12 protein-coding genes are annotated in these 17,073 nt (G+C 61.1%); 7 read left to right on the forward strand and 5 right to left on the reverse strand.

From position 1 onward, the window contains the following. Positions 1 to 48: 48 nt before the first annotated feature. The 5 genes from AC1Z3V_RS00635 to AC1Z3V_RS00655 all read right to left on the reverse strand — a co-directional run bounded on the left by AC1Z3V_RS00635 (position 49) and on the right by AC1Z3V_RS00655 (position 7,454). Positions 49 to 1,227, reverse strand: a complete 1,179-nt coding sequence (locus tag AC1Z3V_RS00635) for a polysaccharide pyruvyl transferase family protein (protein ID WP_483496630.1) — start codon at positions 1,225 to 1,227, stop codon at positions 49 to 51. A gap of 38 nt (positions 1,228 to 1,265) precedes the next feature. Beyond that, a complete protein-coding gene (locus tag AC1Z3V_RS00640) occupies positions 1,266 to 3,947 on the reverse strand; it encodes a glycosyltransferase (RefSeq protein ID WP_483496631.1) in 2,682 nt (893 codons plus the stop codon). Then, a complete protein-coding gene (locus AC1Z3V_RS00645) occupies positions 3,934 to 5,406 on the reverse strand; it encodes a DUF6212 domain-containing protein (RefSeq protein ID WP_483496632.1) in 1,473 nt (490 codons plus the stop codon). Before AC1Z3V_RS00645 ends, AC1Z3V_RS00640 begins: the two co-directional genes overlap by 14 nt. A gap of 176 nt (positions 5,407 to 5,582) precedes the next feature. Continuing rightward, a complete protein-coding gene (locus tag AC1Z3V_RS00650; RefSeq protein WP_483496633.1) occupies positions 5,583 to 6,836 on the reverse strand; it encodes a glycosyltransferase family 4 protein in 1,254 nt (417 codons plus the stop codon). Positions 6,837 to 6,881: 45 nt separating this feature from the next. After that, entirely contained in the window at positions 6,882 to 7,454 is a 573-nt protein-coding gene (locus AC1Z3V_RS00655; RefSeq protein WP_429817970.1) for a MarR family transcriptional regulator, read from the reverse strand. A 232-nt stretch (positions 7,455 to 7,686) separates the two neighbouring features. On the opposite strand from AC1Z3V_RS00655, the gene AC1Z3V_RS00660 reads away from it, so the two are divergent. The 7 genes from AC1Z3V_RS00660 to AC1Z3V_RS00690 all read left to right on the forward strand — a co-directional run bounded on the left by AC1Z3V_RS00660 (position 7,687) and on the right by AC1Z3V_RS00690 (position 17,066). After that, positions 7,687 to 9,432 (forward strand): type I secretion system permease/ATPase, encoded by a 1,746-nt coding sequence (locus AC1Z3V_RS00660; RefSeq protein WP_483496634.1) that lies wholly within the window; start codon positions 7,687 to 7,689, stop codon positions 9,430 to 9,432. Continuing rightward, on the forward strand, positions 9,429 to 10,847 hold the full coding sequence (locus AC1Z3V_RS00665) for an HlyD family type I secretion periplasmic adaptor subunit (RefSeq protein ID WP_483496635.1): 1,419 nt from the start codon (positions 9,429 to 9,431) through the stop codon (positions 10,845 to 10,847). Before AC1Z3V_RS00660 ends, AC1Z3V_RS00665 begins: the two co-directional genes overlap by 4 nt. 293 nt (positions 10,848 to 11,140) lie before the next feature. Then, entirely contained in the window at positions 11,141 to 11,800 is a 660-nt protein-coding gene (locus AC1Z3V_RS00670; RefSeq protein ID WP_334198563.1) for a calcium-binding protein, read from the forward strand. A 67-nt stretch (positions 11,801 to 11,867) separates the two neighbouring features. Beyond that, entirely contained in the window at positions 11,868 to 14,120 is a 2,253-nt protein-coding gene (locus AC1Z3V_RS00675; protein ID WP_483496637.1) for a glycosyltransferase family 2 protein, read from the forward strand. Continuing rightward, positions 14,117 to 14,962 carry a class I SAM-dependent methyltransferase gene (locus tag AC1Z3V_RS00680; protein WP_483496638.1) on the forward strand — a complete coding sequence of 282 codons (846 nt, stop codon included), beginning with the start codon at positions 14,117 to 14,119 and terminating at the stop codon, positions 14,960 to 14,962. Before AC1Z3V_RS00675 ends, AC1Z3V_RS00680 begins: the two co-directional genes overlap by 4 nt. Continuing rightward, complete coding sequence (locus tag AC1Z3V_RS00685) at positions 14,959 to 16,221, forward strand: glycosyltransferase family 4 protein (protein WP_483496639.1); 1,263 nt, start codon at positions 14,959 to 14,961, stop codon at positions 16,219 to 16,221. Before AC1Z3V_RS00680 ends, AC1Z3V_RS00685 begins: the two co-directional genes overlap by 4 nt. A gap of 113 nt (positions 16,222 to 16,334) precedes the next feature. After that, entirely contained in the window at positions 16,335 to 17,066 is a 732-nt protein-coding gene (locus AC1Z3V_RS00690) for a hypothetical protein (protein ID WP_483496640.1), read from the forward strand. The last annotated feature ends 7 nt before the right edge of the window (positions 17,067 to 17,073 follow it).

Here is a 17,073-nt window from a genome sequence, read left to right on the forward strand (position 1 = left end):
TCGATCGCATTCAGCTTTGGGTGCGAACGCACCCGAGGCGCATGCGATTTACTGGCCGATGCCGATTTCGCGCAGCACCGTGCGGAAGTTGCGTTCGCGGTCGGAGTAGCGGTCAACCAGTTCCGACGCGTTCAGACCGGCCAGATGGTCGGCGACGAACTGCGCACGGTTTTCCGCCTTTTCGAGCTCCAGGACGTCGACCGCCGGCAGACCAGTAAAGCCCAGCATTTCGCGCATGCGGTCGTCGACCGCCACCATCAGGCTGGGAACGCCCGCCTGCATGGCGATGATCGAGCCGTGGAACCGCCGGCCGAAGTTGAAGTCCATGTGCGAGGCCCAGGCGCGCCACTGGTTGGTGTCAAAGAAGGTGCGCACATCGAACGGCACCTTCTGGCGGTCGGCGCCCGGAAAAGTGAGATCGCCGAGCATCTTGCCCGAGCAGGAGTCGAAAACCCTGCCATCGGCATCCGGCTCGACCTTCATGTCGAAGTGCAGGAACTCATCCTGGATGACATATTGCGGCTTCGCGCCCTCGGGGTTCAAGGCCAGGGCATCGACGATGCAATCGTGATTGGCACCGAGATAGCCCGAGAAGATCGTCTTTGCCTGGCCGATCTTGACGTTCGGCAGCTTGCGCATCGACGCGCGCATGTTGTTCGGCGCGAAGTAGACCGAAGGGCAACCAGTCGGCCGAACGAACTTGAAGCCCTGATCCTTCAGGTAACCGGCCGTTTCATAGCCGCGGGTCAGGAAATAATGTTCACGGTCCTTCAGGACGTCGAGCAGCCGCCTCGTTCCTTCCGGCAGGCCGGTTTCCAGATCCTTGCGGTTCTGGTGGCCGATGCCGAGCATGACGATCGGCATCTTGAGCTTGCTCAGAACATCAGCCTCCGCATCCGCGGAAAGTCCCTTGCGCAAGAGGTTCGCGCAGGTGAAGACGCAAATATCGAAGTTGTTGTTGAACTCTTCGAAACCGGTGCCGTTCTTGTGGCAATTATAGAGGTGCCAGAACGGAATCTGCCTGGCGTGCGGCGCGATGGCGCGCAAGGCCCCCTCACCGATCAGATAGTTACCGGTGTTGCTGATGTTGCGAAGCTCCTGAAGAAACTCGTCCTTGGATTCGGGCTGCTTTTGCCGTTCCGAATAGGAAACCGACAGGCCATTCGCGCCATTGGCGAGGCGCGTGTAATGACCAGGAATTCCCGTCAGGAGGATTCTTGGACGCATGCGTATGTCCCTTCTCGTTGAATAGTCGCCCGGCGCGCTCAAACTGCTGCTGCAACGCCGGTATTGGTTGTCTCACGCGCACGGATGACCTTGGCGCGCGAAAGAGATGAATTGCTCACGGCGCCGTCGCACCAGCCGAGGAATTCCGCGAAGGAGTTGGGCCAGGCGCGTCGCGCCGCCGTTCTGAGGCAGCCTTCCATGATGGGGGCGAGCAGGTTGCGGTCGCGGGCAACCTCGGTGATTGCCTTCACCATGTCTCGTACCACCTGCGGATCGGAAGGAGCGTCGATCAGGATACCGTCCTCGCGATCGACGATGAGTTCGTCGACAGCACCGACGGCGGTCGCGATCGGAACGCAACCAAGCTGCTGTGCTTCCGCGATCATCAAGGGCGCACCTTCCCAGCGTGACGGCATGACCAGCACGTCGGCCCAGCCGAGCGCCTTGATCAGATCCCGGCTGGCAAAGACGGGCGGACGCACGTCGACGCCAAGCTCCTTGAGCCGGTCCGTCCAGGAGAAGCTGGCGTCGGCCAGGATCTCGCCGCCGATTGCACGCGCGTCGAACGGCACATGTGCTGCGCGCAGTTCCGCAATCGCCGCGGCAAGCCGGTCGATGCCCTTCTGCTGGTCGAGGCGGCCCATATAGAGGAGCCGCAACCGATCATCCTTGCGTTCGATCCGCCGCACCTGCAGCACCTCCGCAAGCACCTTGGGCGGGACCGAGAAGCTCGCACCGTTCGGAACCGCAAAGATCTTCTCAAGCGGCACGCCGAAGCTGTGCAGATAGAACTTGAGCTGTTCCGAGCAGGTCAGGAAGACGTCGTAGCAATGCTCATGCGCGATCGCTGCGAAAGGCTGGCCGGCCGGGCGCTTGAACGGCGTGTTGTCGACGACGTGCAGATAGCAGGCTGTGCGCGTGCCTTCTGAGCGCAGGCGGGCGATCAGCGGGTGCATCGCCATGACGTGGTTGTTGATGACGAGGTCGAAGCCCGAAAGCTGCCCCTTCAGCGCGCCCCAGTCGACCTCATGATGTTCGGCGATGAAGTCTTGCCCAAGGAACGAACCGGAGCCGCCCCAGGCCGGGATGCCCTGATCCCAGAAGTGAACATAGTCGAAGCTCGCATCGAATTCGTCGATCACGTCCATCCGGCTGGTGCCGAGCACGAACAGATGTGTCTCATAGCCGGCGGCGCGCAATTCGCGAGAGGCCGCATAGATGACCTTCTCAGCACCCCCGAAGGAGGCGTTCGGCACGAGCAGCGCCGCCGTCTTCTTTCCGGCTTCGCTGTGCCCGAGCGGCAATACCGGCGAACCGCCGATTTCCGTACGCAAGGCCCTGTGCAGATCGGAATAGGGCATGAGACGTGGCGGCCGCCAGGTCCAGCGGCGGCCCGCAGTGCGGCGCAGCGGGCTCGTGGCGATCGCGTTGACGCAGTTGATCATGACCTGTTGCGGCGTAATCAGTGTCCGTCGCGGCAGAGCCCGCGGGAACGGAAACCGCACATTGAGAACCGCCGACGTCGGCCAGACCTGCTGGCTGCCGATTGAGGCGAACCAGTCGAGCGCGTTGTTGCGGATGACGTCGCGCAGAAGCGCGGTCGAAATGAAGATGAGATCCGGCTGGCCGACATGCTCCGATCCGGCGTCGCGAAAGGTCGGCTCGATCTTGCGCTGCGTGGCGTCGTTGCCGAGATGGACGAAGACGACGTTGGCCTTTTCGCTCAGGCGCTCCAGATGGCAAAGCACATTCGGCAACATGCGCGAACGCAGGAGCAGATCGATCGTCGCGCCGCTGCCGGCCATCACGAAGGGCGGAAAGTGCACGTTGTCGGGCTCGCCGGTATTTGCCCAGAAGGCCGGAATGATGTCGTCGAGGCGCAACCGCTTCGGCTGCTTGGTCGGGTCGGTGAAGAACGAGATCGCCGCGTCTTCGGTGCGGGCGAAGAGATAGCGGGGGCATTCCTCGTGTTCGAAGTCGACGAGCATCGGCCGTTGGAAGAGTGCCCTGTGACGCTTTTTTAAGAAGCTGACGGAGGTCGCCCGGTCGCGATTGGCTTCCTTAAAGCGGCTTTCCGCGCGAAGCCGGTATTCGAACGTCGTCTCGTGGCAAGGCGTGCCGACGAAACCGTGCTCGACGCAGGAAAGCCAGAATTCCCAGTCTTCGAAACCGTTCTGCCGGTCGTCGTTGAAACGAACGCCCTCCCGGAAGACGTCGATGGAGATCATCGAGCCAGTGTCGCAGATGTTGTCGGTGATACAGTGAACCAGTCTGGAATAGTGGTTGCCGTAATGCGCCCGCCAGCTCACCGAGAAGGTATCGATGTTGGTGTAGACCCAGCCCGCGCCGCTCACACGCAGTTGCCGGTAAAGGGTTTCGATCGTTCCCGGCAGAACGCGGTTGTCGGCATCGAGAAAATAGACCGCCTTCGCTTCGGAGAGGTTTTCGAGCACATAGTCGATGGCGCGATTGCGCGCTCCGCCCGGCCCAGCATTGCGGCCAAAGACCACATGGATGTCGGGATGGACGGCAGAAAACAACAGCAACTGATCGAAGGTTTCGTGCCGCGGATCGCCGTCGACGGAGACGACGATGGCGATCCGGCACTCTGAAAGCACCGAAGCCAGAGCGGATTCGATTGCCTCGAGTGCCAGTGCCGCGTGCCCGTAAAGCGGCATGGCAATTGCGATAAGGTCGCGGGGATCGCTATTGCTGGACATGAGATGCACCACCCGATTGCTTCACCATCCGGAAGCCCGACACCTTGAGCCAGGAAAAATCGACGGAGTCGGTAACCGCACGGCTGAGGATCATCAGATCCATGGGCTGGCGCACCGGCTCGTCCAGTTGGAAATTGATGTTGATCGGCTGTTGGTTCGTCACCTCGCGCCAGCCACTGAAAAAGGCGGAAGGCTTGGCTGAACCCTTGCGGGCGAGCTCGGCGACTTCCGAGCGCGCGTTCGAGTTGGCGGGCGCCAGCAGGAAGCTGACGGCCGCTGGCGCCCCCTTCGGATGATCGATGATGGCGCTTGCGGAAAACGATATGGTTCCGGGCTCCACGGCACGGCCGATCGCGCCGGCCGACACGCCGCTTGGTAGCGGATGGCAGACCACCGCGTGTTCGTGCTCAAGGAAGCGTACCGTCTGGAACTCCGGCACGACAGGGGTGACCGAGACATCGACGATCTGGCTCAAGAGATCCACCGACAGGCGGTAGTCTTCGATGAAGTGGCCGTCGAGCAACGCAGTTGGCGCGATCATGTTGGGCATGCGTGCCGGCTTGACGCCGGGAAGACCCGTATAGATACGGAAGGCGAGCGGACGCAGATCGAGGTCGGCGTGACGCGTTTCAGAGCGCGCCGTGTAATGCTCGCTGGCAATGGGATAGCCGAGTGAAAGGCCGATGGTTTCAGAGCCGGTCGTCGACACCCTCACCCGCAAGGTTCTTGCGCCGCCTCCACAGGTGCGCGGCAGGGCGAAGAAATTCCACGTTGGAACCAACTGCGAAAACGGCACGGACCATTCGGCGACACCCTCGCCGCTTTCGACATAGCTCAGCACAACAACCAGTTCGCCCCCGTCTCGCGGAACCGAATTGAAGTGAAGCGCAATGCCGGCCACCCCATGGCTTGAGACCGGCAAGAGCTGTTCGACGAAGGCATTGGCGATCAGATGGCCGATGCCCTCGTCCTTCGGATCGACATAGGGGTCATGCGCGAAGACCTCGGTGACCGGTTCCCAGTTACGTGCCTGGAAGGCATCTTCGAGCGCACGGTAGTTTTCGAGCAGCGTTTCGCGCTCACGGCGCAACAGCGCAAGTTCCGAGGTGATTGCACTCGAAAAGCGCGCGAGACGCCCGACACCGCCATCGACGAGCGCCTGAATGAGGGCTGCACTTTCCGTCGCCGTGTGCGCGCTCAACCGCTTGACCGGAAACTCCGGCACGGTGCCCAGCGCACGGAGCGAGACGAGCCGCTCCGCAAGGTCCTCCTCCCCCTCTTTCGAGAAGGCGAGCCCGATCAGCGGGAATACGTTTTCGAGCGTGGCTTTCTCCCGATCCCCTGCAGGAAGGAAATGGACCAGGTGCTCGATGCCGCTACCCGCGACACTTGCCCTGTCGCGATCCGATGCCACCACCAGCTTTCGCTTCGCCTGCGAATACCTCACGCCAGAAGACATCAACTCTTGCACGCGCCACCTTCATAAAATGAACAACTTCCCTCTGAAGTTGAATTCGCCGAGACGAAATAAATCGGCGAATTCAACCTTCTACGGAAATCATACCAAGGTTATTTGCAGTGCACAATAAGTTATATTTGTGTTTCTCGTGAAATAATACTTCGGATTTTGAAGTATTATGCAGATGAAACCAGTGAAATATTAGAGGTCGAGGCACTGCCTATTGCCTTATCCAGCAACATCATCTGTCGGGCGATGCAATCACCCAGTCTGAACCGCTGCTCGATCGTCCGACGGGCGGCCGCACGCATCTCGGTATACTTTTCCGGATGCCGCAACGCCTCGGAGACGACGCTCGCGAGCGCGTCCGTATCGAAGAACGGCACAAGCATGCCGTTGCGACCGGAACTCACCACTTCCTTAATGGGGACGGTATCCGACCCGATGACCAGTGCGCCGCAGGCCATGGCTTCCAACACCGACCAGGAAAGGACAAAGGGATAGGTCAGGTAGATATGGGCTGCAGAGATCTGGAAGAGTTGCCGCAACACCGCATGCGGCACGACGCCCGGAAACAAAAACCTGTCTGCCGGCACATCCAGGGTCTGGAGGAGATAGTCTCTCCAGGAGCCTCCGCCCGGTGGCGGAGCGCCGTAGCTGACGCCATCACCCCCGACGAACACGAAGAGCGCGTCGGGGTGCTCGCGTGCGACTTTCGCAGCCGCGGCAAGCGCCTGTGGAAAACCGCGATAGGGCTCGAGATCACGGGCGACGAAAGTGACGATCGGCGGGCTGCCGGCCTTCAGAACCCGCCCATCCGGAAGCTTGAGGGAGGCCGATGCATCCGGGCGAAAGACACGGGTATCCACACCCTCATGGCAGACGGCGATGCGTCCGCGATGCTCGGCCGGATAGAGGCTTCTTTGCCATTGGGTCGGACTGATGCCGCCATCCAGCGCCTCCAGCGACAGAAGCTGCGCCATGTTGCGCAGACGCAGCCGCTTTCGCGTGTCCGAATCGGGTTGGTCATCCGGGGCAAAACCGATGTCCGCCCCCTCGGCGCGGTAGAAGAATTCGCAATAACCGAGTGCTGGGACGTTCGGCAGCACGTCCTTGACGAACATCATGCTGCCCCAGCCGGTGTGCCCGACGATGACATCGGGCACCTGGCCTTGCTTGGCCATCGCCTCGAAGGTTTCTGCAACCCGATGACCTATCCGGACGTGATGGTCCGGGACGCCCAAATGCCTTGCCATTTGCGCATTGGCCTGTGCTCCCGGCTCGGCCCTGTGGCGGATGACCCTGGTGGACGGAATCCGCTGGTCCACGGTTTCCGTTACCAAGGTTACTTCGTTTCCCGTCTGCGCCAAATGGGCTGCGAGAGCGGCGAACTGGCAGAAGCCGCGCCGGTGTACAAATGCTACGTGCATGTTCCTAGCCTTTTGCCGATGAAAGGAGAGCGTTCGCGCTGCGGCTCAAATGCCGTAGCGCGTCGCATTCCCCCAAACCAGCTCAAGCCGGTGCAGCGTTTGAAATGCGGTTTCGAGATTGCGTCGGTCCTGATCGCCGTGACTGAGCACCCGCTCATAAGCGCCGGCGGCTTTGCGGAGCGAATCGCAGAGCTTCTTGCCCTTCTCCGAAAGCCGGATGCGCGCCGAACGCCGGTCGCGCTGCGATGCAGCCCGGTCGATGTACTCCCCATCGCCCAGTTGCTTCAGATAGTAGGAAACGTTGGAACCGACATAGTGGCCGCGATCCAGAAGCTCCGCGACGGACACTTCGGCATCGCCGATCGCGAGCAGGACCATGGCTTGCGCCGGGCCGATATCGTCGACGCCAAGCTTCGTCAGCTCGGCGCGTAACAGGCCGGTAAAGCGTCTGCTGGCTCGCTCCATCATCCGCGCCAGCTCGAAATACGTGACCACGGAGGCTTCACTCTCCTGGCCAATATTTTCGTGTTCAGCGGCACTACCAACTGCGTCATCCCCGGGGCGGATGGCAACAGCGCCGCCAAAGTCTGCGAACGGATAGAGAATCTTTTGATTCATCCCTCTCTCCAACTAAGCATTACTACAATATTCAAAAATTGCTTCAAATTTTGAAGCAATTTCCGGCCCCCTTTACTCCCCCCGAATATGATTATCTTGAGCATTCCACCATTATTGTGTCACACTTGTCACGGCAACACTGTGATTTAAGTGATAACAAACAAAATAGCTCGCTCAAGACCCCAACGAACTTATCCAGAAAATCGCCACGCGTGACAGCAAACGAGGCAATATGATTAGCAAGAACCAAATTGGGCCAAAGACGGCGCAAAATGGAGCAAATGATCCACGGCTGCTTATTTTGAAGGCGCGCCGCGTGTTCGTTTTGGCACTTATTTATGCAGCGGTGCTGAGCGCTTGCATCGGCATCTTGCAGCTGTCGACGCCGCTTTACATGATGCAGGTCCACGACCGGGTTCTCAACAGCCAGAGCATGGACACGCTCACCATGCTGACGATTCTGGTCGTCGGCGCGCTCATCGTCTATGGCGTGCTCGAATATATCCGGGCGCTGACATTCCAGGCGATGGGCAGTGCGGTCGTGCGTTGGCTGAACCTGCCGGTGCTGACGGCTGCCGTTCAGGCGGCCGCCGATCAAGGGTTGACCCGCGCGACCCAGTCGCTGCGCGACCTGGCGGAGCTGCGCAGCTTTCTCACGACCTCAGCCGTCAGTGCGCCGCTCGATGCCGCCTGGTCGCCGATCTTCCTTGGCGTGCTCTTCGCTCTGCACCCAATGTTCGGCCTTCTTGGCGCCATTTCGATTGCCCTGCTCGTGTGTTGTGGATTGCTGACTGATTTGCTGACTCGCCGGATGATGAAAGAGGCCAATCAAGCCAATATCGAGGCCGTCTCGAAAATTGGTGCGAGCTTGCGCCATGCCGAGGCCATCGAGGCGATGGGCATGTTGCCGGCTCTCGCCCGCCGCTGGCGCGCGGCGCAACTGCATGCGCTGGATGCGCTTGAAGTCAGCGGCAGCCGAAGCAAGGCGATGGCCTCCATCACCCGTTCGCTGCGTTTCATGATCCAGGCGGCCGCGCTGGCCACCGGCTCAATCCTCGTCATGAAGCAGGAAATTTCTCCTGGCGCGATGATGGCGACAACCATTCTGACGGGACGCCTGCTCGCCCCATTTGATTCGATGATCGAAAACTGGCGCCAATGGGTGCTTGCCATTGCGAGTTGGCGCCGCATCGAGGCGGCGCTCAAGGAAGATCTGGCCGTACGCCAGACGATGCCGCAGCCGCGTTCTCAGGGAGATCTCGTCGTCGACAAGCTGGTCTACGCCGCTCCCGGCCTCGATGTTCCGATCATCAAGGGTATCGGGTTTACGCTTTCTCCGGGCGAGGTGCTCGGCATTGTCGGCCCGTCGGCCGCGGGCAAATCGACGCTCGCGCGCCTGCTCGTCGGTATTCTGAAGCCGACCACCGGTGGCGTCTTCCTCGACGGTAACAACGTCTATCTCTGGGAGCGTTCCTCGTTCGGACAGATGACCGGCTATCTGCCGCAATCGGTCTCGCTGCTCGAAGGGACTATCCGCGACAACATCTCGCGCATGGAGGAAGGTGAGCCGCAAAAGGTGCTCGAGGCCGCCCGCCTTGCCGACGTGCACGATATGATCGGCCGGTTGCCGCTTGGATACGATACGCCTGTCGGTGACGGCCATCTGACACTTTCCGGCGGTCAGCGGCAGCGAATAGCACTCGCCCGCTGCCTTTATGACCGCCCTCGCCTGATCGTCCTCGACGAACCGAACGCCAACCTCGACGCGATCGGCGAGCGCGCGCTGATTCGCGCGATCGAAAGGGCTCGCAACGACGGCGCGATCGTCATCATGATCGCCCACCGGCCGACCATCATGCAGGCGGCAGACAAACTGCTCGTCCTCGAAAACGGCCGCATCACCCAGTTCGGACCGCGCACTGACGTTGTCGCATCCATGACTCCTGGCGAACCGAGACGGGAAGGCGCTTCCGCATGACGAACAAGCCAAAACTGCCGGTCGCGCGGGATTCAAAGAACGCGGTGACAACGCGTGGCGCGGAGAACCTGCCTGCCATCGTCGACCGGCCTCATCCGCTGCACGGGCTGGAGGTCGATAGGGAAAGCAGCGCTACCGCGCCGCTGCGTGGCGTGTTCCTCGCAGGGCTCACGACGATTCTCGTCGCCTTTGGCGGCTTCTTCGGCTGGGCTTTCTCGACGGAGCTCAGCAGTGCCTCGGTCGCAAGCGGCACCATCGTGGTCGATTCGAAACGCAAGACCGTCAGCCATTTCGAGGGCGGTATCTTGAACCGGCTCCTGGTCCAGGAGGGGGATCGGGTTGCGGCTGGGCAACCGTTGCTCAAGCTGGAGGACACGCGTGCTCGCTCTGACCTTCAGGCGCTGCAAAGTCGCCGCCTCGGCTTGATCGCAAAACTTGCGCGCCTGCGGGCGGAGCAGACCGGATCACAATCAATCGCCTTTCCGAACGACCTGACCGCAACGTCTGACGCTACGGCCGAGGATGCGATCACAGCGGAAACGAACTTCTTCGACAGGCGCCGCGAAGCCAAAACCGGCCGCCTGGAGGTTCAGAGCAAGACGATCGAGGAGTTTTCCGAAAAAGCGAAATCGCTCACGGAGCAGATCCGCGCAACCGATCGCCAGATCGAACTGATTTCCGAACAGCGCGCGTCAATCGCGACACTGGTCGAGAAAGAATACGCACAGCGCTCGAAGCTGATCGAGATCGACGCCAAGCTCAGCGAACTGGCCGCAACCCGCGGCGAGCTTGCGGGCAACAAGGCCCAAGCCGAAAAGGCGGAAGCTGGCGCCGAGCTCGGCTTGACCGGGATCGAGAATGAATTCCAGTCGGAGATTGCCGGGGAAATCACCACGGCCCGGCTCGAGCTTTCCGACGTCGAAGAACGACTGGTCGCCGCCAAGGACGTCCTGACGCGTCTCGACATCCGCTCGCCGCAGGCGGGTATCGTCACCAATATTCAGCTACGCACGCCGGGTAGCGCCGTCTCGGCCGGCCAGCCGCTGCTCGATATTGTGCCTGAGGACGAACCGCTTCTCGTCGAAATGCATGTCGGCACCCGCGACATCGACAGCATCGGTATCGGTTCGAAGACGCAGATTCGGCTGACGGCCTACAACCAGCGCACGCATCTGCCCCTTGACGGCGAGATCAGCTATGTTGCGGCCGACCAGTCGGTGGATGAGAAGTCGAATGTCTCATACTACGTGGCGCGTGCCCGCATTGCGCCCTCGTCGCTTAGCGCCAACCCTGACATTCGGCTCTATCCAGGCATGCCCGCCGAGGTTTTGATCGTCCACAAGCCACGTTCGGCGATCGACTACATGGTCTCACCGATTGCAGATAGCCTGAACCGCGCATTTCGCGAAGACTGAAGCAAGAGATCCAAATTCGGCAGCCGCCGGCGAAATTCAATTTCGCCGGCAATTTGCTTCTAATTTTGAATTTAATTCCAAGTAATACCAAAGATACTTACCCCTTATATCGTGGGGATAAACATCAAATTGACACACAAGATACATCCTAGGTAGAAAACAATAATACAGTACATCTGTATTTCTTTTGTTTTTGCTGTTGCCTTCTGTTTTATTGCAGTGCAATGTCGCGGCGCTCATCCAAGGTTTTGAGACCAGTGATGAGCGTAAGCAACAACTAAGAGGAGTAGCATATGGCCACGTTGGAAGGCGGCGCGTATGATGACGCCCTTTTTGGCTCGCGCTTTGACGACTTCATCCATGCTCGTAGCGGTGATGACTTCGTGAACGGAGGCAATGGCGACGACACCATCTTCGGTGACGAAGGTGATGATCTGCTGTTCGGCGGTAACGGCAGCGATACCCTGTTCGGCGGCTGGGGCAGCGATGTTCTCCATGGCGATAACGGGAACGATGTCCTGTTTGGCGGCCAGGGTGACGACCTGCTCTACGGCGACAATGGGAACGACATTCTCATTGGCGGCGGCGGCAGCGACCTGCTCATGGGTGGCCGCGGCAGCGACATCCTGTTCGGTGGTGCCGACAACGACATCATCAACGGCGGCCACGGCGACGACGTCATGGCTGGCGGCGAAGGCAGCGATGTGTTCGTCTTTGACGGCGGTGGCGGCAACGACGTCATCCTCGACTTCACGCCCGGCGAAGACCTGTTGCAGGTTTCGAAGGACATCAACGGTCTCGACATCTCTTCTCCGGAAGATCTGGCATCGCGCGTCACCCAGGTTGGCGGCAACGTGGTGATCGATTTCGGCCATGGCGACACTCTGACGCTCGTCAATGCCGATGCCGAAGACATCCAGGCCAACCCGAACCACTACTTCACGATCCATTGAGATTGACCGGTGCGCCCTGCTTCCTCCCGTGGGGCGCGCCCTCCCTTCTGTCCTTCAGGAGTAGCGCGTGGCGGCAGACGACCGTATCAGGAGCCTCGGTGCAGAATTCACGACGGCTGTAGCATTCAGGCTCAGCCTTGATGTTGCTGTGTTGATCTGGGACGCACCTGCAGAACTGCCGGCGAAAACGAAATACGCGCTAAATGCATCCCGGTCTCTCGTTCCCCTGGTCAGCATGACCCTTCCGCGCGCCGATGGCGGGCAACGTGTTTTCTGGGCAATGCGTGCGGGAAGCGAACGCGAACTTGCGGAAATCGCCGTCGGTCAGGATGTCCTTCAAACCGTCGTCCTTGAGCCAGCCGGCAAGCTTCCGTTCCTCGACATGGCAGGCCAGTTCGCCGGCCTTATACCGGAGGGGCGCTTCAAGTTTCTCAACACCCTGCTCACCGTCTGGAGGAGCGCATTCAGGCTCTCCCGCGATGAGTTCTTTACCGGCCTTGTCGACGACGCGATCCACGCCCTGAACCTTGGCCAGCGCCCTGCGGCGATTGCCTGCCGTCTCGCCGATGGCCGATATCTGGCGGAAACGACCATAAGCGCCGAATTCGGCGAGATCAGCGCGATTTATGCGTTGAGCGCGGACGCAGTTCTTCCGCTGCCGCAGCAGTTTGCCGTCACCGGTCGGGCGGAGCGCGGCTGGCGCCGCTGCCACTTCGTCATCGAAACGCCGCGTGCGCCGCAGGCGCTCTCCCTGATGATCATGGGCAAGCGCGGGATTGCGATCCGTGAGGTGGCGGATCGCGGTGCACGCTCTCCAAGCCTGCAGGAGTGGTGGCCCGAGCACGGCGCCGCCCCAGGGCTGCGGGAGTTCGTCGTCAGGTGTCTCTCGGCAATGCCAGAGGGTGGAACGGCACTCGCAACCGACTTGCAGCTTCGTTCGCCCTTGCAGGCGCGCCAGGCCGGCAAATCCCCGCTCCATCCCGGTGCAGAGATCGATCTGGCGCTTGCGCTTGCCGATGGCTTGCTTGTCGGCGGCTGGACGCGTGACCCGTCCGGTGTGCTTGCCGGCATCGACTATCTCCAGGAAGACGGCACGGCGCTTCCGCTTGACGGCAACTGGTATGAATTCCCAGGCTGGGCCCGCGGAGCGGAGGAAGGCTCGAAGACGGACGTAACGGGCTTCGTCAGCTGGGTGCCTATGCGCGAGCCCCTCGGCGCCCTGCTTCAGCCCCGTTTCCAGATGCGGCTTGCTTCCGGCGCCGTCAAATCGCTCGTGCCGAAGCCGCAGCCCTTCGATCCCGTCACACAACGCAACCGCATTTTAAGGGCGGTCCCGCCTCAGCATGCCATCGACGCAGCCTTCCGCACGATCCTTGCACCCGCGCTCAAGGACGTGGAGGAAAGATTGGGGAAGACGATCAGGGTCGATCAGACGAAGGACTTCGGTCCGATGCTGGAAGCGCCCCTGGTCTCGATCGTCGTGCCACTCTACCGCGTTCTCGATTTCCTGCGCTTCCAACTCTCTGGCCTCGCCACCGACCCCTTTGTCGCAGCCAATGCCGAGATCATCTATGTGCTGGATTCTCCCGAGATCCACGACGAAACGGAACATCTGCTCGGCGGCTTTCACCTGTTGCACGGGCTCTCGATGAAGCTCGTGGTGATGAACCGCAACGGAGGCTATGCCCGTGCATGCAATGCCGGCGCACGTTATGCCCGCGGTCCCGTCGTCGTTATGCTCAACTCCGATGTCGTGCCTTGCGGACCGGGCTGGCTCGAGACGCTGGCGCTCCCCGTTCTCAAACAGAAGTCGCTCGGCGCGATCGGTCCGAAGCTGCTTTTCGAGGACGGATCGCTGCAACATGCGGGTCTCTATTTCGGCCGCAACAAGCAGGGCATCTGGCTGAACCATCATTTCTACAAGGGTATGCCCGGGGCTTACGCGCCCGCGCAACAAGCACGCAACGTGCCTGGCATCACCGGTGCGTGCCAGGTGATGCGCCGGGAAGTCTGGGAACGCGTCGGCGGCTACTCGGAAGACTTCGTGATCGGCGACTACGAAGACAGCGATCTCTGCCTCAAGATCCGGCAGGCCGGTTTTGACATCGTCTATGAACCGGCCGCCTGTCTCTACCATCTCGAGCGGCGATCGATCAGCCGCAGCCAGGACTACACGCGCGGTGTGGCGAGCCAGTACAATGCCTGGCTGCACACCGAACGCTGGAACGACGACATCAGTGCGCTGATGCCGGCCTACCTCGGCGCCGAAGAGGCGGCAGCGTCGAGCGGTCTCAAGTCTGCCGCCAGGAGCGCCGCATGAACCAACCCGCACTTCGCCACGCAGACAGCCTGCAAATGGCATGGCAGCCGAACGAGGACCGTATCGACGGGATGCTTCAAACGGTTCTTGCCAATCGTTTCCTGCCGCAGCCCGACAGCAACAGCGTCTTCGTCGGAGACGGCAACTACCGGGCGGTAGGCGCCGAATTTCTAGGCCATTTCATTCGCATGGGCGGCTTGCAGCCGGAAAGCGCCGTACTCGACATCGGCAGCGGCATCGGCCGGATGGCGGTCCCGCTGACGCAGTATCTTGACCCCGATCGCGCCCGCTACGTCGGCGTCGATCCGGTCGAAGGCGGTGTCGCCTGGTGCCGCAAGTCCGTCACGCCGGTCTACCCGAACTTCACGTTCGACCATGTGGACATTGCCCACGAACTCTATAATCCCATGGGCAAGATCAACGGCAAGGCGCTGAAGCTCCCCTATCCGGATCGCACGTTCGATTTCGCGATCATGACGTCGATCGTCACGCATCTGCCGCCGGACGAAGTGCTCGTCTATTTCAGCGAAATCAGCCGTATGCTGAAGCCCGGCGGCCGGCTCTTCGTGACGGCATTCGTGGTCGACCGGGTCGCCGCGAAGAATGAGAACGGCAGGCGGGATCCGCGCCTCGGCTTCAACCGTAGCGGCGACGGCCCCTGCTGGTTCGTTCCGGGCCTGCCGCCGCTCGCCGCCGTTGGTTTCGACGACGGCTTTCTCGATCGGGCGCTGGAAAGGGCGGGCTTTTCAACCATCCTGAAATCGCTTGGCCATTGGCGCGGGCAGGATGCCGGTCACTACCAGGATGTCTTCGTTGCCGAACGCCGGGGTGCAATCGGATGAAGAAGCGCATTCTGGTTGCCGCGCACAATCATCCAGCACTCCATCCTGGCGGCACGGAGATTTTCGCGCACGACCTTTTCCGAGCCTATCAGCGCGCCGGCCATGAGGTGCTCTTTCTCGGCGCCACCAACCAGACCCACCGGCAGGTGCGCCCAGGCACGAGCTTCCAGGCGATCGGCTCCGAGGGCGACGAGGTGCTGTTGTGGTCCGGTCATTTCGACCGCTTCTTCATGAGCCAGATCGACCTCTATGGCGTCGTTCCCGATCTCACCGAACTTCTGCGCGATTTCCAACCGGACGTGGTCCACATCCACCACCTGCTGCTGCTCGGCGCCGAGTTTCCGCACATCGTGCGCCGGACCTTGCCCGAGTGCCGCATCGTAATGACACTGCACGACTACTATCCGCTCTGCCACCATGACGGGCTGATGGTGCGCACCAGCGGCAAGGAGCTTTGCCACAAGTCGACGCCCGACCGCTGCCACGCGTGTTTCAAGGATATCCCGCTCGACCGCTTCGTGCTTCGTGAGCAGCACATCAAGGCACTGCTCCGCACCGTCGACCGTTTTGTGTCGCCGAGCCAATTCCTGCGGCAGAGATTTATCGACTGGGGCCTAGATGGAGAGCAGATCGACGTCATCGCGAATGGCTTGCCGCGGAGAGACGTTCCGACGAAGAAGGATCGACAGGAGAACGACCGTCCGATCTTTGGTTACTTCGGCAATCTCAATCCTTGGAAGGGCACCACTGTCCTGCTTGAGGCCGCAAGGCAACTGATCGATGAGGGCCTCCGCTTCGAGCTCAGGGTGCACGGCGGCGCGCCGTTCCAGAGCGACGGCTTCAAGGACGAGATCGCGCGGCTCTTCAAGAAGACGGCGCCGACCGTCCAACAGCGCGGCGCCTACAGGCGCGAGGATATCGCCGACCTCATCGCCGCCGTCGATTGCACCATCGTGCCTTCGATCTGGTGGGAGAACGCGCCGCTCGTGATCGGCGAAGCGCAATCCCAGCGCAAGCCTGTGATCGCGAGCAATATCGGCGGCATGGCCGAAATGGTTCAGGACGGGGTCAGCGGCCTGACCGTTACGCCCAACGATCCGCGCGCCCTCGCCGCCGCCATCCGCCGCATTGCGGAGAACCCTGACCTTCGGCGCCGCCTGTCGGCGAACGCCCGTAAACCCGATGATATCGATGCCACGGCACGCCGCTATCTTGCACTCATTGACGCGATTGAGCCGGCAAGAACCGCCGCGGCATAGAGCGGATCAAGTTGAAACAGAACAATAGAAAACCGCTCCAAGCATTTGTTTATACGCATTTCCGGCCGCAAAACCGCTACGCACTTTTGCTGGCAATGCTTTAGAGGAAGACCATGTCTGTAGCAGCCGACAAACCGGATGTCGCACCGGAACAAAACAATGCAAAGCCCCTGAAGGGCCGCGTGGACGCGATCGATCAAGGCCGCGTTTTCGGCTGGGCCTTCGATCCCGAGACGCCCGAGAAGAGGCTTGCTATTCGCGTGCTCCTGGACGGCAAGGTGATTGCCGAGGCGCTCGCCGACCGCAACCGGCCCGACCTCAAGCGAAACGGGATCGGCGACGGCAACCACGCCTTTGAGATCGCGCTGCCCGAATTGGCAAGTGCACGCGCCGGCGAACTGATTGTCATGGCCTCGACGGAAAAGGGCGGCGAACTGCCGCTTCGCGTTCCGAAGCCCGACGAACAGGCAGCCGAAGCCTTGATCGCCGCTCCGCTCGCCAAGGTGCTCGACAAGCTCGATGTGCTGATGGCGGCACAACGTCAACTCCAGGTCTCTCAGCGCTCGGCCATCCGGCAGAAGCTCGACGATGGCGAGGACGGCGAAGCTGCGGGGCTCACCGCAGTCGGCGAAGATATCGCAAGCCTCCGCTCGGAAATCACCCAGCGATTGACCGATCTCGACGTGCACCTGATGCGTCTTGATGGCGTCGTCGCCGGCATGGAAAAGAGCCTCAATGCTCTGGAACAACGCTCAAACGGCGACTTGAAGCCGGCGTTCCTGCTGCTCTTCGTGCTTGCGGGCTTTACCGCAGGTGCGATCCTGACGCTTCTTCTGCGGACCTGAGGCGCCT

The organism is Ensifer sp. 38_S197, assembly GCF_056924495.1.

What these genes read in the sequence shown, in the direction of transcription:
- AC1Z3V_RS00635 (WP_483496630.1), bottom strand. Translation starts at nt 1,227, where the DNA reads ATGCGTCCAAGAATCCTCCTGACGGGAATTCCTGGTCATTACACGCGC.
- AC1Z3V_RS00640 (WP_483496631.1), bottom strand. Translation starts at nt 3,947, where the DNA reads ATGTCCAGCAATAGCGATCCCCGCGACCTTATCGCAATTGCCATGCCG.
- AC1Z3V_RS00645 (WP_483496632.1), bottom strand. Translation starts at nt 5,406, where the DNA reads ATGTCTTCTGGCGTGAGGTATTCGCAGGCGAAGCGAAAGCTGGTGGTG.
- AC1Z3V_RS00650 (WP_483496633.1), bottom strand. Translation starts at nt 6,836, where the DNA reads ATGCACGTAGCATTTGTACACCGGCGCGGCTTCTGCCAGTTCGCCGCT.
- AC1Z3V_RS00655 (WP_429817970.1), bottom strand. Translation starts at nt 7,454, where the DNA reads ATGAATCAAAAGATTCTCTATCCGTTCGCAGACTTTGGCGGCGCTGTT.
- AC1Z3V_RS00660 (WP_483496634.1), top strand. Translation starts at nt 7,687, where the DNA reads ATGATTAGCAAGAACCAAATTGGGCCAAAGACGGCGCAAAATGGAGCA.
- AC1Z3V_RS00665 (WP_483496635.1), top strand. Translation starts at nt 9,429, where the DNA reads ATGACGAACAAGCCAAAACTGCCGGTCGCGCGGGATTCAAAGAACGCG.
- AC1Z3V_RS00670 (WP_334198563.1), top strand. Translation starts at nt 11,141, where the DNA reads ATGGCCACGTTGGAAGGCGGCGCGTATGATGACGCCCTTTTTGGCTCG.
- AC1Z3V_RS00680 (WP_483496638.1), top strand. Translation starts at nt 14,117, where the DNA reads ATGAACCAACCCGCACTTCGCCACGCAGACAGCCTGCAAATGGCATGG.
- AC1Z3V_RS00685 (WP_483496639.1), top strand. Translation starts at nt 14,959, where the DNA reads ATGAAGAAGCGCATTCTGGTTGCCGCGCACAATCATCCAGCACTCCAT.
- AC1Z3V_RS00690 (WP_483496640.1), top strand. Translation starts at nt 16,335, where the DNA reads ATGTCTGTAGCAGCCGACAAACCGGATGTCGCACCGGAACAAAACAAT.